This is a genomic window from Sphingomonas glacialis (genome assembly GCF_014653575.1).
Lineage (GTDB): Bacteria > Pseudomonadota > Alphaproteobacteria > Sphingomonadales > Sphingomonadaceae > Sphingomonas > Sphingomonas glacialis.
In genome coordinates this window covers 1-22,286 of the sequence record NZ_BNAQ01000005.1, presented here as the reverse complement: position 1 = coordinate 22,286, position 22,286 = coordinate 1, and the positions used below count along the sequence as shown (strand labels likewise).

20 protein-coding genes and 2 tRNA genes are annotated in these 22,286 nt (G+C 66.2%); 11 read left to right on the top strand and 11 right to left on the bottom strand.

Annotated features, from left to right (window positions below; genetic code table 11):
• Position 1: 1 nt before the first annotated feature.
• The 4 genes from IE187_RS15415 to IE187_RS15400 all read right to left on the bottom strand — a co-directional run bounded on the left by IE187_RS15415 (position 2) and on the right by IE187_RS15400 (position 3,857).
• A complete protein-coding gene (locus IE187_RS15415; protein ID WP_189676979.1) occupies positions 2–628 on the bottom strand; it encodes a YbhB/YbcL family Raf kinase inhibitor-like protein in 627 nt (208 codons plus the stop codon).
• Between the two features lie 64 nt (positions 629–692).
• A complete protein-coding gene (locus IE187_RS15410) occupies positions 693–1,082 on the bottom strand; it encodes an acyl-CoA thioesterase (RefSeq protein ID WP_189676978.1) in 390 nt (129 codons plus the stop codon).
• A complete protein-coding gene (locus IE187_RS15405; protein ID WP_189676977.1) occupies positions 1,079–1,654 on the bottom strand; it encodes a DedA family protein in 576 nt (191 codons plus the stop codon). Before IE187_RS15405 ends, IE187_RS15410 begins: the two co-directional genes overlap by 4 nt.
• A gap of 142 nt (positions 1,655–1,796) precedes the next feature.
• Positions 1,797–3,857, bottom strand: a complete 2,061-nt coding sequence (locus IE187_RS15400; protein WP_189676976.1) for a S9 family peptidase — start codon at positions 3,855–3,857, stop codon at positions 1,797–1,799.
• Between the two features lie 364 nt (positions 3,858–4,221).
• On the opposite strand from IE187_RS15400, the gene IE187_RS15395 reads away from it, so the two are divergent.
• Positions 4,222–6,015, top strand: a complete 1,794-nt coding sequence (locus IE187_RS15395; protein WP_189676975.1) for an aminopeptidase P family protein — start codon at positions 4,222–4,224, stop codon at positions 6,013–6,015.
• Here IE187_RS15395 and IE187_RS21625 read toward each other — a convergent pair.
• Positions 6,005–6,130, bottom strand: a complete 126-nt coding sequence (locus IE187_RS21625) for a hypothetical protein (protein WP_268249518.1) — start codon at positions 6,128–6,130, stop codon at positions 6,005–6,007. The two genes, IE187_RS15395 and IE187_RS21625, sit on opposite strands and share 11 nt — an antisense overlap.
• Before the next feature lie 81 nt (positions 6,131–6,211).
• On the opposite strand from IE187_RS21625, the gene IE187_RS15390 reads away from it, so the two are divergent.
• The 9 genes from IE187_RS15390 (at position 6,212) to IE187_RS15350 (ending at position 13,371) form a co-directional block, all read left to right on the top strand.
• A tRNA-Thr gene (locus IE187_RS15390) sits at positions 6,212–6,286 on the top strand.
• 512 nt (positions 6,287–6,798) lie between these two features.
• Positions 6,799–7,776, top strand: coding sequence for a glycosyltransferase (locus IE187_RS15385; protein ID WP_229839443.1), 978 nt, complete (start codon positions 6,799–6,801; stop codon positions 7,774–7,776).
• 2 nt (positions 7,777–7,778) lie between these two features.
• Positions 7,779–8,408, top strand: coding sequence for a class I SAM-dependent methyltransferase (locus IE187_RS15380; RefSeq protein ID WP_189676974.1), 630 nt, complete (start codon positions 7,779–7,781; stop codon positions 8,406–8,408).
• A complete protein-coding gene (locus IE187_RS15375; protein WP_189676973.1) occupies positions 8,372–8,788 on the top strand; it encodes a GtrA family protein in 417 nt (138 codons plus the stop codon). Before IE187_RS15380 ends, IE187_RS15375 begins: the two co-directional genes overlap by 37 nt.
• A 75-nt stretch (positions 8,789–8,863) precedes the next feature.
• Positions 8,864–9,634 (top strand): glucose-1-phosphate cytidylyltransferase, encoded by a 771-nt coding sequence (gene rfbF / locus IE187_RS15370; protein WP_189676972.1) that lies wholly within the window; start codon positions 8,864–8,866, stop codon positions 9,632–9,634.
• The gene (gene rfbG / locus IE187_RS15365) at positions 9,634–10,692 is read left to right on the top strand and encodes a CDP-glucose 4,6-dehydratase (RefSeq protein ID WP_189676971.1); all 1,059 of its coding nucleotides are present in this window, start codon (positions 9,634–9,636) and stop codon (positions 10,690–10,692) included. The genes rfbF and rfbG overlap by 1 nt, the downstream gene beginning before the upstream one ends.
• Positions 10,689–11,249 carry a dTDP-4-dehydrorhamnose 3,5-epimerase family protein gene (locus tag IE187_RS15360; RefSeq protein ID WP_189676970.1) on the top strand — a complete coding sequence of 187 codons (561 nt, stop codon included), beginning with the start codon at positions 10,689–10,691 and terminating at the stop codon, positions 11,247–11,249. Before rfbG ends, IE187_RS15360 begins: the two co-directional genes overlap by 4 nt.
• Positions 11,246–12,469: a class I SAM-dependent methyltransferase gene (locus IE187_RS15355; protein ID WP_189676969.1), complete on the top strand. Its 1,224-nt coding sequence runs from the start codon at positions 11,246–11,248 to the stop codon at positions 12,467–12,469. The genes IE187_RS15360 and IE187_RS15355 overlap by 4 nt, the downstream gene beginning before the upstream one ends.
• Positions 12,469–13,371: an NAD-dependent epimerase/dehydratase family protein gene (locus IE187_RS15350; RefSeq protein ID WP_229839441.1), complete on the top strand. Its 903-nt coding sequence runs from the start codon at positions 12,469–12,471 to the stop codon at positions 13,369–13,371. The genes IE187_RS15355 and IE187_RS15350 overlap by 1 nt, the downstream gene beginning before the upstream one ends.
• A 49-nt stretch (positions 13,372–13,420) precedes the next feature.
• On the opposite strand, the gene IE187_RS15345 is transcribed toward IE187_RS15350, so the two are convergent.
• The gene (locus tag IE187_RS15345; RefSeq protein WP_189676967.1) at positions 13,421–14,689 is read right to left on the bottom strand and encodes a glycosyltransferase family 2 protein; all 1,269 of its coding nucleotides are present in this window, start codon (positions 14,687–14,689) and stop codon (positions 13,421–13,423) included.
• A gap of 201 nt (positions 14,690–14,890) precedes the next feature.
• On the opposite strand from IE187_RS15345, the gene IE187_RS15340 reads away from it, so the two are divergent.
• The gene (locus IE187_RS15340; protein ID WP_189676966.1) at positions 14,891–16,612 is read left to right on the top strand and encodes a hypothetical protein; all 1,722 of its coding nucleotides are present in this window, start codon (positions 14,891–14,893) and stop codon (positions 16,610–16,612) included.
• Between the two features lie 128 nt (positions 16,613–16,740).
• Here IE187_RS15340 and IE187_RS15335 read toward each other — a convergent pair whose 3' ends face one another.
• The 5 genes from IE187_RS15335 to IE187_RS15315 all read right to left on the bottom strand — a co-directional run bounded on the left by IE187_RS15335 (position 16,741) and on the right by IE187_RS15315 (position 22,286).
• Positions 16,741–18,159: a TolC family protein gene (locus tag IE187_RS15335; RefSeq protein WP_308435290.1), complete on the bottom strand. Its 1,419-nt coding sequence runs from the start codon at positions 18,157–18,159 to the stop codon at positions 16,741–16,743.
• Positions 18,156–19,247, bottom strand: coding sequence for an efflux RND transporter periplasmic adaptor subunit (locus IE187_RS15330; protein ID WP_189676965.1), 1,092 nt, complete (start codon positions 19,245–19,247; stop codon positions 18,156–18,158). Before IE187_RS15330 ends, IE187_RS15335 begins: the two co-directional genes overlap by 4 nt.
• A complete protein-coding gene (locus IE187_RS15325; protein ID WP_189676964.1) occupies positions 19,237–20,922 on the bottom strand; it encodes an ATP-binding cassette domain-containing protein in 1,686 nt (561 codons plus the stop codon). Before IE187_RS15325 ends, IE187_RS15330 begins: the two co-directional genes overlap by 11 nt.
• A gap of 88 nt (positions 20,923–21,010) precedes the next feature.
• Positions 21,011–21,910: a hydrogen peroxide-inducible genes activator gene (locus IE187_RS15320; protein ID WP_189676963.1), complete on the bottom strand. Its 900-nt coding sequence runs from the start codon at positions 21,908–21,910 to the stop codon at positions 21,011–21,013.
• A 299-nt stretch (positions 21,911–22,209) separates the two neighbouring features.
• Positions 22,210–22,286 (bottom strand) — tRNA-Met (locus IE187_RS15315).

The window sequence follows — 22,286 nt, the reverse complement described above, 5'->3', positions numbered from 1 at the left end:
CCTACGCTACCGCTGGTCCGCCAATCGCGGCCGCGTCACCCACCGGCGCATCGACGACCTCACCGCGCGAATAGAGCCCGGTCAGAATCCCGGCACCGATCACATGCCCCGCCATCGCATTGAGCACCGCCCCGCGCCCCGGGCCATCCCCCAGATCCTCGGGCGAGCAATCGAGCGCGAACAGCTGGAAAACGTAGCGATGCTCGCCATGCCCGCTCGGCGGATCGGGCGCGAGCCAGCCTTGCGACAGATACGAGTTGATCCCGATCGCCCCCGCCGCGCCGTCGGCGGCAATCGCGCCCTCGGCAAGCCCCGTCGTCGCGACGTTCATGCCCCACAGGATCGCGTGCACCAGCGGCGCGGGCGTCGGCGAATCGGCATCCTCGACGATCAGCGCGAGGCTCTGCGTCCCGGCCGGCGCGTCGGCCCAGTGGAGTGGCGGCGAGACGCCCGCGCCATCGGCGGTGAAGCGCGCCGGCATCTCGGCAAAATCGCCGAACGCCGGGCTGCTCAGCGCAATCTCGACCGCGCCGACGCCGAGCGCGGGATGGACGATCGCGAGATGCTCGGCACCGGCGCGGATGTTGCGCAAACTGGCGCCAAGCCATTCGGGGACATGTTCGAGCATCGCTGCGGCCTTTCAAAAGCTTGAGACAACCAAGCCCTCGGGCGCCGCACAGGTTCCGCCCGCGTCACAAAAACGGCGCGGCGATCTCGTCGCGCACCCGCGCGAGCTTGCCGGTCGCGCGGTCGAGCATCGCCCAAGTCGTCACCGCCTCGACCTTCACCTTGCCGTCGGCTCCGGTGAAGCGCACCGCGCGGTCGAAGCGCGCGCCCTTGGGTGCCGCGGCAACCCAGGTCTCGCCGGTTACCGTCTCGCCGACACCGACATTGCCGCGATAATCGACCTCGTGCCGCGTCACGACCCAGAAATAGGCGTCGCGATGCTCGGGCAGCGCCTGCGCCATCCAGTGCGCCACCGCGATCTCCTGGATCCAGCGCACCCATACCGCATTGTTGACGTGGCCGAGCTCGTCGATGTCGGCGGCGCTCGCGGTGATCGCCTGCACGAAGCGGCTCACGTCGCGGCTTTCCCGCGCGTGCGCCACCAATGGATCGCCCCGACGATCGCGGCGACAGCGACGACCGCGCCGCCGACGATCAGGATCGCATGCTTGTCGGGCAGGAAGCGCTCGATCAGTTTTTCGAAACTGTGCCCGAACAGATAGCCGATTCCGGTGAAGACGATCCCCCATACCACCGCCGCGATCGCATTGATCAGCAGGAACAGCTTGGTCTCGACCCTGGTCGTGCCAATCGCGATCGGGCTGATCGTGCGGAAGCCGTAGATGAAGCGGAAGGCGAAGATGAAGCCGATCGGATAGCGTTCGAGCAATCCCAGCGCGCGCGCGAAGATCGGACGCTGCTGCTGGCGTTTGACCCACGCCTTGCCGCGGAAATAGCGCCCGGCGCTGAAGAAGATCTGGTCGGCGACGAACGACCCCGCCGCCGCCGCCGCCATCGCACCGGGCAGCGGGAGCAGCCCCTTGTGCGACAGCAACCCACCCGCGACGACGACGGTCTCGCCCTCGATGCCGGCGCCGAGAAACAGCGCAGCCAGCCCATATTTCGCAATGATCGTTTCGATCGACACTAGCGTACGCCGCCTCTTGCTTCAGTCCCCACCGTCATCCCCGCGGAAGCGGGGATCCCGCTTCTTCCTCTCGAACCGCGCCAGGCAGCGGGGCCCCCGCTTTCGCGGGGGTGACGGAGGAAGGGCTCCACCGTCATCGCAGCTAAGCCTCGACGCCCAATTGCCACAGCACGAAGGCATGCTCCTCGGCCGCCTCGCGCAGGCTTTCGAAGCGCCCCGACTTGCCGCCATGCCCCGCGCCCATGTTGGTCTTGAGCAGCAGCACGTTGCTATCGGTCTTCACGCTGCGCAGCTTGGCCGCCCATTTCGCGGGCTCCCAATAGGTCACGCGCGGATCATTGAGCCCGCCGCTGATGAACATCGGCGGATAGGCCTGCGCCTTCACCTGGTCATACGGCGAGTACCCGCGGATCAGTTCGAACGCCGCCTTATCCTCGATCGGGTTGCCCCATTCGGGCCACTCGCCCGGCGTCAGCGGCAGTTCGGCATCCAGCATCGTGTTGAGCACGTCGACGAACGGCACGTCGGCAATCACCGCGCCCCACAGTTCGGGATCGGAATTGACCACCGCACCCATCAACTCGCCGCCGGCCGAACGGCCCGCGATTGCGATCTTGCCGGCCGAGGTCCAGCCGCCCGCGATCAGCCCCTTCGCCACATCGACGAAATCGTTGAAGGTGTTGGCGCGCTTCTGGAGCTTGCCGTCGAGATACCATTGCTGGCCGAGATCGTCCCCGCCGCGGATATGCGCGATGGCATAGGCAAAGCCGCGATCGAGCAGCGACAGCCGCCCGGTCGAGAAGCCCGGCGGGATCGCATAGCCATACGCGCCGTACGCATAGAGATAGATCGGCCGGCTGCCGTCGCGCGGGAAGTCCTTGGGGTAGACGATCGACACCGGCACTTCGGTGCCGTCGCGCGCGGCGATCTTGAGCCGCTCGGTGCGATATCTGTCGCCGTCATAGCCGGAAGGGATTTCCTGCACCTTGAGCGTGGTCAGCGTGCCCGTCGCGACGTCGTAATCATATTCGGTCCCCGGCGTGACCATCGATTCATAGCCGACGCGCAGCACGTCCATCGCATATTCGGGATTGTTGCCGAGGCCGGCATCGTAGCTCGCCTCGGGAAACACGATCCGCTGTGGTGCGATGCCTTCATCGTAGCGGTGGATCTCGATCTGATCCAACCCGTCCTCGCGCCCGTCGACGATGAAGAAATCGCGGAAGCAGTCGATCCCCGTCATGTAGAAATGCTTCGACGGGCCGATCTTCTCGACCCACTCGCCCGGCGCCGAGATATGCGCGGTGCACAGCCGGAAATTGGGGTCGGTGTCGTTGGTGTGGATGAACAGCGTGTCGCCGTGCATGTCGACATCGTACTCGCACCCCACCTTGCGCGGCGCGACGCACAGCGGCGTGGCGAGCGGGTCGGTCGCCGGGAGCAGGTAGATCTCGCTCGTCACATGGTCGCCGCTCGACAGCACGATCCACTTTCGGTCGCTCGTCTCGCTGACGCCGACGCGGAAGCCCTCATCGGCTTCCTTGAACAATTCGACATCGTCGGCGACCGGCGTGCCGAGCCAGTGCAGCCTCGCATTGTCGGTGCGCCACTGCTCGTTGGCGAGGCCGTAGAGGAAGCCCTTGTCGTCGGCGGTCCAGACGATCTCCGACAGCATCCCCGGAATGACGTCGGGCAGATGTGCGCCGCTCGTCAGATCCTTGACGCGCACCTCGAACCGCTCCGAGCCATTGTCGTCGATCGCATAGGCGAGCAGCCGCCCGTCGTTCGACACCGAGAAGGCGCCCAAACGGAAATATTCCTTGCCCTCGGCCAGCGCGACCTCGTCGAGGATCAGGTCGGGCTCGCCCCCGCCGACGGGCTTGCGCCACCATTTGCGATACTCGCCGCCGGTCTCGAACGAGGTCCAATACAGCCAGTCGCCATCCTTCTGCGGCACCGACGAATCGTCTTCCTTGATGCGCGCCTTCATCTCGGCGTAGAGCCGGTCGATCAGCCCCTTGTGCGGCGCCATCACGGCTTCGAAATAGGCGTTCTCGGCCGCGAGATAGGCGAGCACGTCCGTATCGTCGACCTCGGGATAGTTGGGGTCCTTCAGCCACGCGTACGGGTCTTCGATGGTCACGCCGTGTGCGGTGAAGCTGTGGGCGCGAGTCTGCGCGACGGGCGGGGTAAGGTCTGTCATCCCCAATCCCTACCCGCTCCCGGCGGGACAAGTCGAGATGCGTGCACTTGGGCGACCCGGCTCAGGCAGCGCGCCGTCGATCTGTCCGACCGCAGCGAACGCCACCCCGACATCCGCTTGCGTCGCGCTGCGCTCTCTTCTCGGCGCGCATCGCCAGCGTCGGGACGAGACCTCCAGCAGCAACCCACATCCTTAGGATTGCGCGTCCGCAGGCGAACGGGGCACGCCTGCGGGGATGGATGCCGTCGGCCCTGTCGCGCCCGGGCGCGATCTGGCAAGGTTGCGCTTCGTCCCGCCCGATCCGTCAGGATAGGCTGCCTCGCAACCGAACGCCCCCCCGCTTCCCGCAACCACGAGAAAACGCATGTCGATCCATTCCACACGCCTCGCCGCCCTTCGTGCCCAGCTGGCGCACGACCGTCTCGACGGGTTCGTCGTCCCGCTGACCGATGAGCATATGAGCGAATATGTCGGTGCCTATGCGCAGCGCCTCGCGTGGCTGACGGGATTCCAGGGGTCCGCCGGGAGCGCGGTCGTGCTGACCGAGAGTGCCGCGATCTTCACCGACGGCCGCTATACGCTGCAAGTCCGCGAGCAGGTCTCGGCCGACGACTGGGCCTATGTCGCCGTTCCTGCGACGAGCATCGCGGCATGGCTCGGCGAGCATGCGCCGGCCGGCGGGCGGATCGGCTATGATCCCTGGCTCCACACCCGCGGCTGGATCGACGAAACGCGCGCCGCGCTCGCCGCGCGCGGTGCCGAGCTCGTCGCGGTCGAGACCAATCCGATCGACGCCGTCTGGAGCGAACGCCCTGCCCCATCGGACGCGCCGCTCGTCGTTCAGGACGAAGCGCGCGCCGGCGTCGGCTCGGCCGCCAAGCGTGCGCAGATCGCCGACTGGCTCGCCGCGACCAAGGCCGACGCCGTCGTGCTGACCGCGCTCGATTCGATCGCCTGGGCGCTCAACGTGCGCGGCAAGGACGTCGCGCACACGCCCGTCGCGCTGGCCTACGCGATCGTCGATGCCGACGGCACCGCCGACCTGTTCGTTGCGCCGGAAAAGGTCAGCGACGCGGTGCGCCAGCATCTCGGCAATGCGATCCGCCTCCACCCGCGCAGCGCCTTTGCCGACGCGCTCGGCCGCTACGCCGGCAAGCGCATCGCCGCCGATCCCGAGCGCGCGGTCGCCGCGATCTTCGACCGGCTCGATCAGGGCGGCGCCACGGTGCTCGCGCTGCGCGACCCCGTCGTGCTCGCCAAGGCGGTCAAGAACCGCGTCGAGATCGACGGTCACCGTGCCGCCTCGGCGCGCGATGGTGCCGCGCTTGCGAAATTCCTCCGCTGGGTCGAGGCCGAGGCGCCCAAGGGCGGGCTCGACGAACTGGCGTGCGTGGCGAAGCTGCAGACGTTCCGCGAGGCGACGGGCGTGCTGCTCGACACCTCGTTCGACACGATCTCGGCAACGGGCGCGCATGGCGCGAGCCCGCACTATCACTCGACGCCCGAATCGAACGCGCCGCTCGAACTGGGGCAGCTCTATCTCGTCGATTCGGGCGGGCAATATGCCGACGGCACGACCGACCTGACGCGCGTCCTGCCGATCGGCGAGCCGACCCCCGAAATGTGCGATCGCTTCACACGCGTGCTGCAGGGCCATATCGCGCTGGCGACCGCAGTCTTCCCGCACGGCACGACCGGCGGGCAGCTCGATCCGTTCGCGCGGCGGCCGCTCTGGGCGGTGGGGCTCGATTATGCGCACGGCACGGGCCACGGCGTCGGCGCCTATCTCTCGGTGCATGAAGGGCCGCAGCGGATCGCGCCGCCGACCTATCCCGGCGGCGGCCCGGCCGAGCCGCTGCGTGCCGGCATGATCCTCTCGAACGAGCCCGGCTATTACAAAGCGGGCGAATACGGGATCCGGATCGAGAATCTGATCCTGGTCGAGGAACGCGGCTTTGCCGAGGGCGCGACGATGCTCGGGTTCGAGACGCTCACTTTTTGTCCGATCGAACGCTCGCTGATCGTCACCGGGATGCTGAGTGCAGCCGAACGCGCGTGGCTCGATTCATACCATGCCCGCGTCGTCGCGGTGATCGGCGATCATCTCGATGCCGACGAGCGTGCCTGGCTCGCGGCGAAATGCGCGCCTATCGCGTGACATCGTCGTCGCGCGGCGCAGCGTCGAGCGCTCGCTCGCGCCCCTTGCGGCGCTTGAGGTTCTCGCGCAGCGCCGCGGCCAGCCGCGCCGCTTTCTCGTCTTCTTTTGTGCTCACCGGTGAAACGCTCCTTGACAATCCCCGCGCCAACCGCTCTTAGGCCGCTTCCGCAGACGCCGTAAGGTGCTTTGCGGACATGCTGCCGTAGCTCAGTGGTAGAGCGCATCCTTGGTAAGGCTGAGGTCGTGAGTTCAATCCTCACCGGCAGCACCAGTTTCTAAAGTACATTCCTACGTTGGGTCTGACAATTTGCCTTCGGGCAAGGCTGCCGCAGCGCCTTCGTCGGTCGGCGGCGCCGCTCGTATGGAATACGCTCACACCGAAAACTCGTTTCAGTGCCGCTACGCCACGGGCGATGACGGGCAGAACGACGCACGACGCCCGCGTTGCGGCGGAGAAGCCGCGTCGATCGGCAACCGCTTCGGTTTTGCCGACTATCGGCAACCACCAGTTCCTTTCGACAGCCAACTTCGCCACCGCCGACCGCGCGTCGCTGTTCTTGATGGACTATTCCGCCCGACGCCGCTCAAGATAATCGGCCCCGCACGCTAAACCCGTCGGCGTCGTAGCCACGATCATTCGACCACCGGAAGCTCGGTGCAACGACGGCCATCGCCGCCGGCGCTGGACGGGGCATCGGCCCTAGAGGTTTCGTTAACTAACAATCCTTAGAAATGGCATGCACAATTCGGGACGACGCGAAAATGCATACAGCTCTCAGTCTTATGCAAGCATCCCCGGCTAAGCACGCCGTCCCGCGACCTTGGCTCTCGGTCATTCTGCCCGTCTATCGTGGTGAGGAATGGCTGGAACGGACGCTGTCGTCGATCGCCGCCGATTCCGATCCCGGCATCGAGGTTGTGGTCATCGACAGCAGCCCCGATGACGGATCGATGGCCATCATCCGCCGTTTCGCGGACCGGCTGAACTTCCGCTTCGTCGACCCCGACGGCATCGACGGCTGCTCGCCCAAAACCAATCTCGGTGTCCGCCATGCCAGCGCCCGGCATGTCACCTGGTTATGCCAGGACGATCTGTGGCTGCCAGGCCGGGCCGCGGCAGTGCGGCGCTGGATCACGGGACGGCCGGACGCGGCGCTGCACCTCGCGCCGACCGCGATCATCGACAAGGACGACAAGGTTCGCGGTATCTGGCGGTGTCCGCTGGCTGACGGCGAAGCGCCGGTCGAGCGGAGCGCATTGCTCGAAAAGCTGCTCGTCCAGAATTTCGTCGCGGTGGTGAGCCCGGTCATCCGCCGCGACGCCTGGCTCGCTTGCGGCGGCCTCGACCTTGATCTGTGGTACACCGGCGACTGGGATCTGTGGATCAAGCTCGCGCTGCATGGCGAGGTCCTCTATCACGACACCGTCACCGCCGCCTTTCGCATTCACGGGTCGTCCGCCACCACGACCGGCAGCCGCGCGGCGAGCAATTTCAAGGCGCAGCACCGCATCGTCGTCGAGCGTCACATCGCCGCTATTCCGCAAGGCCGTCGCGCACAGGTACGCCGGCTCGCCAATGCCTCGATCGCCGTCAATTCGGCGCTCGCCGACGCGGCGAACGGCCAGTTGCGCGCGCTTGGCGCAGCGCTGCTGTCGGTGCTTCGGCTCGGGCCCGTCGGGGCCGGACGCTATATTCATCGATCGCGCATCATCGAGCGCGTGCTGCCGCGCCTGCGCGCCAAATCCGCAGGAGTGCTGTGACGATGCCGATCGGGCCCACCGTGCGCCGCATGTTCGGTCGGCACGAACATCTCGTCGCCGCCCTCTATCGATCGGTGTTCATCGATATCGACGCCTATTGTCGTCAAATCGGCGCATGGGTGCCGCAGGCGCGCAGAATTCTCGAAGTGGGATGCGGCGAAGGTGCGGTTACCGAACGGTTGGTACAGCTGTACCCCGACGCGGAGATCATGGCGATCGACGTGACGCCCAATGCCGGACGCTTGTTTCGCGGATGCCGCGAGCGCGTTTCGTTCGAGGAGAAGACCGTCCAGGCGGTCGCGCTCGAGCAGCCCGGACAGTTCGATCTCGTCATCCTGTCCGACGTGATCCATCATGTTCCGACAGCGATCCGCCGCGAACTGCTGGCGGCAGTGCGGCGGACTGTTGCGCCCGACGGAGCGCTTGTTTTCAAGGATTGGGAGCGGACGCCTACCCCGATCCACTGGCTTTGCCACGCCGGAGATCGATGGCTGACGGGCGACCATGTCCACTATCTCTCCAAGCCCGACGCTGATGCGATGCTCGCCGAAGCCTTCGGCCGCCGACCGATCGTGGCGGAGGCGCGCGTGCGGCCGTGGCGCAACAATTTCGCGATGCTGGCCCGCGCGTGATCTGGCAGACGATCCGGTGGCAACCGCTCCGCTATCTGGCAGGCGGAGCCTTTTGCGCGCTGGTGCACAATGTCATCGTGATCAGCGCCACGCAGTGCGGGATCGCGTATCCCGTCGCGCTCATCCTCTCCTTCGGCGTTACGACGCCGATCGGCTACCTGATCCACAGCGCGTTTACCTTCGAGCAAGCGCGTTCCTGGATCCGGCTGCAGCGTTTCATGCTTACCGCGATCATGGGATTTCTGGGCTCGACGCTGCTGATGGTGCTGCTCTGCACGGGGCTGCGCGTCCCGGTAATCGTGGCGACGCCGGTAGCCACCGTGCTCTTGTTCGTGTGGAATTTCACGTCGGCACGCTGGGCGATCCTCCAGGGGCGCTAGCCGACGGGCGGTCGGGGTGTAGCATCGCAGGGCATCGTCCTGTATCGAAACGCCAAATCGGGCGGGGAGTTTGATATGAAGGCTGTGATCCTCGCCGGCGGTCTGGGGACGCGCATCTCCGAGGAAACCCATCTCCGCCCGAAACCGATGGTGGAGATCGGCGGCAAGCCGATCCTGTGGCACATCATGAAGATCTATTCCGCGCACGGAATCAACGACTTCGTGATCTGCTGCGGCTATAAGGGCTATATCATCAAGGAATATTTCCTGAACTACATGTCGCATGTCTCCGATCTCACGATCGATCTGGCACGCAACGAAACCACCTACTCCAACCGCCGCGCCGAGCCCTGGCGGATAACCCTGGTCGATACCGGCGAAGCGACGATGACCGGCGGGCGATTGCGCCGCGTCGCAGACCATGTCCGCGACGAGGCGGCGTTCTGCTTCACCTATGGCGATGGTGTCGCCGACATCGACATCACCGCCTCGATCGCGTTTCACAAGGCGCATGGCAAGGCGGCGACGATCACCGCGGTAAAGCCGGCGGGCCGATACGGCGCGCTCGAGACGACCGGCGATCAGGTCATGGGCTTTGCGGAAAAACCGCGCGGCGACGGGGGCATGATCAACGGCGGATTCTTCGTGCTCAACCCCAGCGTCATCTCCGAAATCGCGGATGATGCGACGACCTGGGAGGCCGCCCCGCTCGAGACGCTCGCCGCCAAGGGCGAGTTGATGGCCTATGCGCACGATGGCTTCTGGCAACCGATGGATACGATGCGCGAAAAGCAGCAGCTGGAAGAGATGTGGGCCAGCGGCCGGGCGCCGTGGCGGACATGGTGATGCGGGCCGACCCGTCCTTCTGGCGGGGGCGTCGGGTTCTGCTGACCGGCCATACCGGCTTCAAGGGCGGTTGGCTCGCGATCCGGCTCGCCCAGCTTGGTGCCGAGGTGACGGGGCTCGCGCTCGCCCCCTCGACGACGCCCGACCTGTTCTCGCTGGCCCGCATCGCGGATGGCCTTACGCATCGCGACTGCGACGTCCGTGATCGCGCCGGCGTTGCCGACGTGGTGCGCGCCGCGCGCCCCGAAATCGTCCTGCATCTGGCCGCCCAGCCGCTGGTGCGCGCAAGCTACGCCGATCCGCTCGCGACCTTCGCGACGAACGTGATGGGCACCGCCCATCTCCTCGACGCTTGCCGCGACAGCGCCGGCCTGCGGGTGATCGTCGTCGTCACCACCGACAAGGTGTACCGCAACTTGGAGCATCCTTATCCCTATCGCGAGACCGACGCGTTGGGCGGGCACGACCCCTATAGCGCGAGCAAGGCGTCGGCCGAGATTGTCACCGCAAGCTATCGCGACAGCTATCTGGCGGGCGCCGGCATCGCGGTCGCAACCGCACGCGCGGGCAATGTCATCGGCGGCGGGGACTGGTCGGACGATCGACTGCTGCCAGATGCGGTGCGGCATTGGCAGACAGGCGCCGTGCTGGACGTGCGCCGCCCCGACGCGGTCCGTCCGTGGCAGCACGTCCTCGAGGCCGTCCATGCCTATCTCCAACTGGCAGAGGCGTTGTGGCAGCAACCCGCCTTGGCCGGCGCCTATAATTTCGGACCAGAGACCGGTGACGCCGCGTCGGTGCGGACGGTGGTTGATCTCGCCCGTGCGGCCTATGGGCGCGGCGAAGCGCGCTTCGGTGCGGTCGAGCCGGGACCGCACGAAGCCGGCTGGCTGAGTCTGGAGATCGCCCGAGCGCGCGCCGCGCTGGGCATCGTGCCGCGCTGGACATTGGAGGAGGCGGTACGTCGCACGATGGTCTGGTACCGCGATCTTCACGACGGCGCCGACGCCCGTGCGCTGTGCGAAGCGGACATTGCGGCATTCGGGGCAGCGCGATGAGCCGCTTTACCGTCACCGAGCTGATGCCTGGCGGGCCGCGCCTGGTCGTCCGTCATCCGGTGGGGGATCCGCGCGGCGCCTTCACACGCCTGTTCTGCGACGATGATCTGCTCGCGGCCGGCTGGAGCGGGCCGATGCGCCAGGCGAACCACAGCCGGACCGAGCAGGCCGGCACGGTTCGCGGCATGCATTTCCAACGCGCGCCGCATGCGGAGACCAAGCTGGTGCTGTGTCTAAACGGCACCGTCTGGGACGTGGCGACCGACATTCGCCCCGACTCTCCCACCTTTCTCACCTCGGTCTCGGCCGAAGTGTCGGCGGACAACAATACCGCGATGCTGCTTCCGCCGGGCTTTGCGCACGGCTTCCAAACGCTGACCGACAGTGTCGATCTGCTCTATTTCCATTCGGCGAGCCATGTCCCCGAAGCCGAAGACGGCCTCAATCCGCTCGACCGACGCCTTGCGATACCGTGGCCGCGGGAAATCACGATCCTGTCTGAGCGCGATCGCTCGCGGCCGATGCTGACAGACGATTTTCGGGACGTAATGCTGTGAAATGTCGCCACTGCGCCGCGCCTTTGCACGCGCCCTTTCTTGATCTCGGCAGTGCGCCGCCGTCGAATGCCTATCTTGCCGCGGATCGGCTCGACGCGCCCGAGACGTGGTTCCCGCTGCGTCTGCTGGTGTGCCATGCCTGTTGGTTGGTGCAGACCGTCGATTTCACCAGCCGCGACGCCTTGTTCACCGCCGACTACGCCTATTTCAGCTCCTTCTCGCAAAGCTGGCTCGAGCATTCCAAGCGGTATGTGGCGGACATGACCGAACGGTTCGGCCTCGATGCGGCGTCGTGCGTGGTCGAGGTCGCCGCCAATGACGGCTATCTCCTGCAATATGTCCGCGACGCCGGCATCCCTACCTACGGCATCGAGCCGACCGCCAGCACCGCGGCCGCCGCGCGTGCCAAGGGCATCGAAATTGTCGAGGCGTTCTTCGGCGTCACGCTAGGGGAGACACTGGCCGCCGACGGGCGCGCTGCCGATCTGATCATCGCCAACAACGTGCTGGCGCATGTGCCCGACATCAATGATTTCGTCGGCGGTTTCGCGCAGTTGCTCAAGCCGACCGGCGTTGCCACCTTCGAATTCCCGCATTTGCTCGAAATGGTTTCACGCAACCAGTTCGATACGGCGTATCACGAGCATTATTCCTATCTCTCGCTGACGGCAGTCGAGCGGATTTTCGCGGCGAACGGCCTTTCGGTGTTCGACGTCGCGCGCCTTCCGACGCATGGCGGCAGCCTGCGCGTCTTTGCTCAGAAGGCGGGCGGGCCTCATGCCGTCACCCCGGCGGTGACGGCACTGCTCCAGACCGAGCAGGATGCCGGCATCACGACGCCCGCTTTCTACGCGACGTTCCAACGCTCCGCGGAAACGGTGAAAGACGATTTGCTCTCGTTCCTGCTGGCGGCGCGGCGCGACGGGTTGAAGGTGGGCGCCTATGGCGCTGCCGCCAAGGGGAACACCTTGCTCAACTTCGCCGGTATCCGCCCCGATCTTCTTCCCTATGTGGTCGATCTCAATCCAGCGAAGGCGGGATCGTACATGCCCGGCAGCCGGATCCCGATAGTCGCCGAGGATCGACTGCGTGCCGACCGGCCCGACCGCATCTTGATCCTGCCGTGGAACCTGCGCGACGAGGTCGTTGCGCAACTCGCCTATGCGCGGGAATGGGGTGCCCGCTTCGTGGTGGCGGTGCCCAGTCTCCAGCTGATCTGATGCGGGTCCTTCTCACCGGCGCCAGCGGCTTCATCGGCCGCGCGGTGGTGCCGATGTTGCTGGAGGCGGGTGTCGAGGTCCACGCGCTGGGCCGATCGCCGGTCGACCATGCCGGGGTCATCGATCATCCGGCCGATCTGTTGGCCGGTGTCGATCGCGGCATGATCGAGGCAATCGGCGCGTCGCACCTGCTCCATCTCGCCTGGGAGGCCAGACCCGGCTTCTGGGCGGCTTCCGAAAATCTCGATTGGGTGGCGGCATCGATCGGCCTCGTCCGCGCCTTTGTCGCGGGCGGCGGCCGGCGCGCGGTCGTTGCGGGCAGCTGCGCGGAATATGACTGGACGGGGTCGGGCCGGCTCGAAGAGGCCACCTCGCCGATACGGCCAGCGACCCTCTACGGCACGGCGAAAGCGAGCCTCCACGCGGTCCTTGCAAAGGCGCCCCCCGGGCTTGGTCTTTCGCTTGCCTGGGCGCGGATCTTCTTTCCCTATGGCCCCGGCGAGCGACCCGAACGATTGCTCGGCTCCCTGCTCGAAGCGGCGCACAGCGGCGACGTCGCCAAGGTGTCCGAGGGTTCGCAGCGACGCGATTTCATCCACGTCGAGGATGTTGCGGCCGCGCTGGTGGCGATCCTCGCCGCGCCGGTCGAGGGCGTAGTCAACGTCGCAAGTGGAGAGGCTACGACCGTCCGACGCTTCGTCGAGATCGCGACGCAGGCAGCCGGATCGGCCGATCGCGTCGCCTATGGGGCGATCCCGACTCGTCCGGATGATCCGCCCCTTATCGAAGGCGCGATCGACCGCTTGCTCGCCGAGACCGCGTATCGCCCCCGCTTCACGCTGGAGACGGGTTTGGCCGACGCTGTTGCCCGTTTTGGCGTCTCGCCGCCGACCTCTGACTAACGCGCCGGCTTCCGCCGTCAGCCGAGGCCGAGCGTCGCGATCGGGATCGTCATGCCGCGATCCGGTCGATCGGGACGGCGCTTGCGACACGCGCGTCCTGGCGCGCCGTTGCGACGAAGCGCGCTTCGTGCCCGGCGATAATCGCCAGCAGGAAGCCGCCGATGATCGTCTGCAGCCCGGTCGCGCCCAGCACGCACGCGAGGATCAGCGGCAGCGGTGTGGACAGCGCGGCAAAGTCGCCGTTGGACCACTCCCACGCGACCGCGCCGAGCCCGCACCCCGATACGAGCAGCAACGCAGCACCGGTGATCAGCATCGTCTCCAATGTCAGCAGCCGAGCATAACGGCGCACGATCTTCGGCATGCGCCGATACCCCTCGTTGACGCTGTGAAGATGCGTCGCGGCGGCCATGACGGCCGAAAGATGCCCGATGCAGAACAGGAATCCGGCAACGAGCGACCAGCTTGTGCCGAACGCACCCGTCCCGGGGAGAAGTCCCAGCATATGCGCGAGCGCTATGGCGAGGATGACCGTCGCGACGCCCATCGCCGCGAGGGCTGGAATCCCGAACAGCCATGTCGGGCTAAGCATCAGCAAATAGCGCAGATGCCGCCACCCGTCGCGCCACGGGCGCAGATGCGGCGCACGGTCACGCAGATCGACCGACAGGGTCGCCGGCGTCTGTTCGATACGGATTCGCTTGAGGCTGGCTTTGACGACCATTTCGCTGGCGAATTCCATGCCCGCCCCGGTCAGGCCCAGCGCAACGAACACATCGCGGCGAATGGCGCGCAGCCCGCAATGCGCATCCTCGATGCCCGAGCGGAACAGCAGGTTGAGCACACCGGTGAGCAGCGGGTTGCCGATATAGCGGTTCTTCCAGGGCATCGCGCCCGGTGCGATGCCGCCGGCGAAGCGCGATCCCATGCACAGGTCGGCGCCCGCCAGGAGACGCGCGATCATCGCGACGCCATCGGCAAAATCATAGCTGCCGTCGGCATCGCCGATGAGGAGATAGTCACCGAAGGCGGCGTGCCCGCCGCCGATGATCGCCGCACCGTAGCCGCGCTCCGCAATCGCCACGACGCGCGCACCGCACGCGGCCGCGATCGCCTGGCTGCCATCGGTCGAGCCGTTGTCGGCGATGAGGATCTCGCCGCTGATCCCGAACTCGCGCTCGATCGTGTTCAACGCGTCACGCGCATTGGCGATGCAGTGCGGCAAGCTGATCGCTTCGTTGAGGCACGGCATCACGATCGAGATCGCAAGCGGCATGGCGGCTGGCGGGAGCGTCTTGTCGAACCGTTGAACGAACATGCATGGCCTCCGCTGCGCTCATCTCGGGCTAGCGGACAATGGTTAATCAACCGCTACCGCATGGTCGGACGGCCGGCCGCAATCGACGTCGCCGCTATTGCTTCTCCCGACATTTGACTAACCCAACGCTGCTCGGACAGGGTGAACGCGTCGTTTGGCTTTCCCTGGTCGATCGGCCACGCCACCGTGTCAGGAACTTCGATGCAGACTATGATCGGTGCGCCCAAGCGACAGCCAAAACCGCTTGGATCGCTGGACCTCGCTGCGCTCATGCTGCTTCCGCTGGTCGCGCGTGCGGCGACGACGACCGGCAATCTTTTCACACTGTACCAAGTGCAGACGCAGGACATCGCCATCCTGCTCGCGCTGCCAGTCCTGCTTTTCATCCTCCAGCGTTTCGCCCCCGCATGGCGCCTGCCGGATCGAGCACCGAGCGTGCGGGTCGTTCTGGTCGCCAGTGTCATCATCGCACTGGTGCTTGGCTGGGGCGCCTACGCCCTGCTCTTTGATTTTCCGATCTCGGGCGACGAGCGCATGGTCGTTTTTGACATGCAGGTCTATGACAAGGGGCGGCTCGCAGCTCCCTTAGCCCCGCAGTGGCGACCTTTTGCGGGTGCGCTGGTGCCCGCATTCCTCCTGAACGCGGAATCGCCGACCGCAATGGTCTCCGGCTATTTGCCGGTCAACGCGCTGTTGCGGCTCGCCTTTTCCAAGATCGCCGACCCGGTGTTCTACAACCCCGCATTGGTGGTGTTCGGCGCGGTGGCGCTGCTCGATCTCGCCAAGCGCTTGTTCGGCGCAGATAACCGAGCGATCTGGGTCACGCTGATCGTCTATTTCACCTCGAGCCAGATGCTCGTCAACGCGATGACCACCTATGCGATGACGGGCCACATGGCGTTGAACCTGATCTGGCTGGCCGCGTTTCTGCGCGGCGGTCGTTGGGGTCATGCCGGCGCGATCGCGATCGGGTTTCTCGCGACCGGGCTCCACCAACTGGTGTTCCACCTGTTCTTTGTCGCGCCGTTCATTGTCTGGCACCTCCGGCTGGGCAGATGGCGGCTGTGGCTGCTGTACTGCGCTGCCTATTGCGCAATTGCCGCGTGGTGGATCGGGTTTCCGTTGATTGCGGCGTTGCAAACTGGCGCATCCGCGCATCCGGACCCGAGTGGCAGCCGGTTCCTCGACAAGGTCATACCGCTGCTCCTGGTTCGCGATCCGCTGACGTTGTCATGGATGATGCTGAACATGCTGCGCTTCGTCGCCTGGCAGAACCTGGCGCTGCTCCCGCTCATCGTGGCGGCGGTGCCCGTCGCCCGACGTGGCGGACTGGCCGCGCCGATGCTTCTCGGGATCGCGATCTGGCTGTTGTTCGTAGGATTCACCCTGCCGTACCAGGGTCACGGCTGGGGATATCGCTATCTGCACCCCTATCTCGGCAGCTTCGCGCTGCTCGCGGGGCTGGGCTATCAGCAGCTGGCTGCGAAAGCGCCGCAGCGGACCGACGGTATGGTCATCCTATTGAGCGTGCTGACGCTGGTGCCGGCGATGCCGATCCTAATGCTCCATGCGCGGTGGTTCGCGGAGCCGCAAGTGCGGCTCGATCGTTTCATCTCGACGAAGCAAAGCGACTTTGTGGTGATCAATACAGATCCGCCAAGATCAACCAGCGACGGGCGCTGGGCGATAAGCGCGGTGGATCAAGTCGGGACGGACCCGGATCTTACCAACCGCCCGTTGCGCTTCGCCAGCCATGCCCTGAACCGCGAAATGGCGGTCGCGCTCTGCCGCCGTGGTGCGGTCAGTGTGGTCGACTGGCCCGAAATGCACAAACTCGGCTTCGGCCTCAACGTTATCGGTAGCGAGCGGAGATTTGATGCACTGCAAAATCTCTTTCGAACCGAGGGGTGCCTGAAACCGTAACTTCGACCGGCCGCGCGAAGATCGGTAGCCCACGCCCATAGCGGACGCTTTCAAGAGGGAAACTTCAGCGGCAATCGGCCTTGAAGGTCCGACAGGGTTTCTCGAGGTTGCTGTGCGCGCAAGTGCGATCAGCGGATGAGCTGCAACGCTTCGCGATCGGCGGTCGCCGCAGCCAATTCGGCGCGAGCAGACGCGATCCGCGCCTGGGCGTCGACCAGACGCACGCGCGCGTCGGTCGCGGTTTCCTCGCGCTGGTTGACCAGGAAGAATTCGGCCGATCCAAGCTCGAACCGACGGCGCTCGGCCGTCGCCAGGCGTTCGGCTAGCTGACGCTCCTCGTCGGCAATCGCGGCCAGCCGCTCGGCGGCACCGACCGCGATGACGATCCCCTGAACCTCGACGGTAATCTGGTCGCGGAGAAAGCGGCTGCGCTGGCCGAGCGCCTCGATCTCGGCGCGGGCTTCGGCGACACGGCCCTTGGCGGCGCGGTTCTGCAGCGGCACGCTGAACCGGAAACCGACGGCAGACTCAAGCGGCGTCCTGCTCGGGCCGCCCAGACCGACCGACCCGACATCCTTGCCGACTTCGCCGCGCAGGTCGAGCCGAGGCGACAGATCGTTTTCCGCCAGGGCCAGCCGCGACGTCGCCTGGTCGATCCGCGCGAGCACCGCGCGGTAGTCGGGCCTCTCGACCGGTCCCGCGCGCGTCGTGGCGATAGAAAGCGCGGCCAGCGCGCCGGCATCCTCCGGCAGGCGATCCTCCGAAACCGTCACGGGCGCCCCCGCTTCGTCGCGCAGATAGAGCGACAGCGCATTGGCCGCGCCCGCAACGTCCTGTTCCGCACGAACCGCTAGCGCACGTCGCCGCACGAGATTCTGATCGTTCTCGACGAGCAGGATGTCGGGACGCGCGCCGAGCGTCACCAGCCGGCCGATAGCGCTGCGGCGGCGCTCCGCGAGGTGCAGCAGATCGCGATAGGCGCGCATGCGCAAGCCGGCCGCGACCCAGGCTTGATAGGCATCGACTGCGCGGCGCTGGACGCCGATCGCAACCATGTCCGATTCGAACCGCGCGACGTCGATATCGGTGCCGGCGATGCTGCGCCGGGTGCGGCGTTCGTCGATCACGCGGTCGCGCAGCAGCGCAAACAGCGCGCCGACCTTCGCCTCGCCGAGCCGGTTGGTATAGGCCTGGTCCTCATACACAGGAAAAGTGCCGCGCGACGCGCGATAGCCGCCATAGACGTAACCGCCATTGCCGGTGAGCGGTCGTGTCGCGCGCGCTTCAACGACGGTGCCGTCATAATAGCCCGCGACGCGCGACCGCGCATCCACGTCGAACACGGTGTCGAACGCGCCCTCGGCGGAAAGCGCGCGCCCATCCGCCTGACGCACCCGTGCCAGCGCCTCTACGATCTGCGGCGCGGACCGCGCGGAGGAGCGCAGCACCTCGTCGAGCGTCAGTGGCGCGCCCTGCGCCGATGCGACGCCAGACCACAGCATGAAGAGCAGCGGGACGATGCGCAGCAGGGCGATCACACGCGTCACTTCTTTGCCTCCGCGTCCTTGCCGGTTTCGTCGACGCTGGGCTTTGCGGGCGGCTTGGGTTGCGCCTTGCCGGACGCCGCGCCGCGCTGACCGAATTCCAGCGGAAAGTCGTTAAGCTGTCGCCACACTTCGTAGCCGACGAGGACGGTTTCGCCCTGCACCCAACCGCGCACTTTTCCGCCTGGGCGGACGAAGGTGCCGGTTGGCCAAGCCGGTTTGCCGGGTCGCGGTTCGACAAGGATGCGGAAGGCGCCGTCGGGGGCGGCATTGGGATCGATCATGCGAACGCGCCCGTCGAACATGCCTTGCGCGACCGATGGCCAGCCACTGAACTGGATTGCGGGCCAACCCTCGAACTCGAGCCGCACCGGACGACCGGGGCGGATCAGCGGCATGTCGCGACCATCGACGTACAGCTCGACCGCGCGCTCGACGCGCTCGGGCGCGATCACCGCCAGCACCGTGCCGGGCGATACCAGCGCGCTGCCGCTCGCGGCATTCAATTGCTGGACGCGGCCGTCGCGCGGGGCGCGGACGAGTTGCGCCGACTGCCGCCTGAGCTGGATATCGATCCGGTTGAGTTTGGCGCGCGCTTCGGCGAGCTTGGCGCCGGCGTCGGCGACCTTGATCTGCGTCTGCTCGTAATCGCGGCGGGCGGCGAGCCCCTCGGCGAGCAACTGCCCGGTGCGCGCAACATCGATTCCGGCGACCGCGCGGCTTTGCTGGATCGCGGCGATCTCGGCCTGCACCTGCGCGCGTTCGGCTGCCAGGCGCGCGAGCAGGTCTGGGTCGAGATCGACGACGCGTGCGATCGGATCGCCGCGCGCGACGTGCTGGCCGTCCTGAACGTACCAGCGCTCGACCTTGCCCGGAACCAGCGCGGTCACCGGTTGCTGCCGGTCGCCGGGATCGAGCGCGACGACTTGCCCCGTGCCGTTGGCGGTCTGCACCCAGGGGACCAGCGCCATGATCGCCGCGGCGATCGCGATGCCCAGCACGAGCATCCACGCCACGGCCGACGCCACCTTCGGCGCGCGCATTGCGGCAAGCGTCTGGAAATGCGCGAGGCGATCGGGCTTATACGGCATTGCCGGCTCCCTGTTGGGTCGCGGCGACCAGCGCTGCACAATTGTCGAAGCGTCGCTGCCGATCGGGTTCGAGATGGAACCAGCCGTCGAGCGCGATATCCTCGGGCCGCCCCGTGCACAGCAAGACCGTCGTACCGGCCGCCTTGAGCTGGCGCAGCACCTCGGCCAGGCGGCTCGTCGGGATCAGATCGTAGAGCTGCGCCAGCATCAGGACGTGCGGGCGCACCAGCAGCGCATTGGCGAGCTTCAGCGCCATGACCTCGCCGATCGACAGCGGATAGCCCGATGCCGCCAGCGGGGTATCGAGGCCGTGCGGCAGCCCGGCGATGCGGTCGCGCAAGCCGACCGTCTCCAGCGCGTCGAGCATGACGGTGGATGTCGACGCAGCCGCAGCGAGAGTCAGATACTCGCGGATCGTGACCTCGACGATGCTCGGCCGGTCGAGCACCATGACCTCGGATCGCAGCCGATACATGTCGAACGTCGCCATGTCGGCACCACCGACAGTGACCAGGCCGCGCTCGGGAATCACGTGGCGTTTGAGAACCATCGCCAACAACCGTTCGGCACCCCCGTCGGCCCGCGTGACGAGCTGTTCGCCCGCCGCGAGCTCGAAATCGAAGCGCGCGCCCTCGATCACGACACGGTCGAGCCGCACCGCACCGTCGCCGGGCGACTGCCCCACCGCGACGACCGCGCTCTCCTGCGGTATCGCGTAGAGCAGCGACAATTCCTCCGCGCTCGCCACCAGATCGTAGAGCGTGTCGAGATACCAGCCGAGCTGCGACACGCCGTAGAACACGCCGCCCAGGATCAGCTCCGCCGCAACCAGCTGTCCGATCGACAACTCTCCGCTCAAAATGAGGGTGCCGCCCAGCGCAAGCAGCGCCGCGCTGGCAAAGGCATAGAGGAGCAGGAAGGCGACCGTCTGCGTGAAGCTGTAACGGAAATAGCGGCGATGGCGATCGACATAGGTGGCGGTGACGGCTTCCGAACGGTCCATCGCGAAATCGAAATGGCGGCTCGACTTGTAGAAGCCGTTCGACCCGCCGACGCTTTCGAGCCAGCGCGCGGCGTCGTGCTTGGCGTGGCTCAGCGCGACCGCCGAGCGGATCGAGCCACGCGACCAGATCAGCCAGATCGCTAGAATGATGAGCAGGAGGATCGCGTTGAAGGCAAGGAAGAAGGGATGGTAGAAGCTGGTGACGATGAGGCCCACCGCCGATTGCAGGATGATCGTAAACGCGCCGATGACCAGGCTCGGCACCGCTTTCTGCACGATGACGAGGTCGAAATAGCGATTGAACAGGTCGCCGCGATTCTGGTCGGCGAAGAACGGGTTCTGGGCATGGACCGCGCGGACGGTGATCTCGGCGACGATCCGCGCGAACAGCCGACGCTCGAACAGCGCCATCATCCAGAACCGCATGGCGCTGAGCCCCGCGACCACCATCAGCAGCCCGAGCAACAGCCCCGCCAGCGTCCATAACGGTGCTGGCATCGCGGTGTAGGCGACGCTGTTGATCAGCAGCTGCACCGAGATCGGCGTGGCGAGCGACAACAGGCTGATCGCGACGCCGTAGACCATCGTGAGACGGACGTACGCCATGTCAGGCCCGACAATCTCTGCCAGCCACCCGAGCGCTGAACGCCATCCGATGTGTTCGACCGCCATGTGCCCCTCGCGTATAATCGAAGCCGAGTATCTTCGATTGCCGGCATTAGGACAATGCAGCGCAGCTTATGATATCAATAGGAATCTCCTATGAGAAGACGGAGCGGAGCAAGCCGGCGATCAAGCCATAGGCCGGTGCGCGCCCGGCACCGTGTCGCCACAGCAGTCCGATATCTCTGTAGTAGCGGCTCCCCTTTATCGGCCGCACGACGACGTCGTCGCCTTCGCGAACTTCCTGGCGGACGTAGAGTTCGGGCAGCAAGGCAAGGCCCATGCCCATGCCCGCCATCTGGCGGATCGCATCAAGGCTGGTCCCCTCATAGTCACGTAGTACGTTGGCGCCCACATCGATCGCGATCGCCGCGACCTGTTCGGCCAGCCGATATTCGGGTTGCAGCGTCAACAGGCTGGTGCCGCGTAAATCGGATGGTGCGATGATCGTCTTTGCCACGAGGGGATGATCGGACGCCATCGCGACGTACAAAGGTTCGCGAAAGAGGCGCTCGCTGTGGAACGCGCCGCCCGTCACGGGCAGTTGCGCCAGGATCAGATCGTGGACGCCAGTGGCAAGTCCGGTCGCGAGTGCGGTCGGCAGGCCCTCGCGGACATGGACACGGAGCGTGGGATGCTCGCGGTGCAGCCGCGCGACCAGCGCCGGCATAAGATACGCGCCGAGCGTCGGCGATACGCCGAGCCGGATCGTGCCGATCAAGGGATCGGCCGAACTTGCCCTGAAATCTTCCAGATCGACAACATCGAGCAGGATGCGCCGTGCCCGGTCGAGCAAGTCGCGTCCCAGCGGGGTAAGGATTGCGGGACCTCCCCGATCGAACAACGCTGCGCCGATGATGGTTTCGAGCGCGCGGATCTGTTGCGAGAGCGACGGCTGGGAAACGCCCATCCGCTCGGCCGCCCGCGTGAAGCTGCCCGCTTCGGCCAGCGCGACGAAATAGCTGAGGTGACGAATCGTGGTTTTGGGAAAAGGCATGACCCACGCTATCGCGTTAGGCCGTCTGCGCGCACCCCTTGATCGCTGAACCGCGCAGACGCGCGCCTGTCAGGGAATGCCGGTTGCAGGATCAGGTTGCCGTGGCCGATACGCTTTACGACGAGTTGGTCCACGGCGAAGCGGCGTAGATACAGGCAGGGCTTATCGAGAGCGTGACGATACATTCGGACGGTGCACACGGCCCGTAAGCGGACGTTGTCGCGAAGGTGTCGAATTGATGGCGTTTGCCACAAACGACAACGCCGCCCGTGAGGGCGGCGATGGTCGTTTTATAGCGGTGGTTGCGGGGACAGGATTTGAACCTGTGACCTTCAGGTTATGAGCCTGACGAGCTACCGGGCTGCTCCACCCCGCG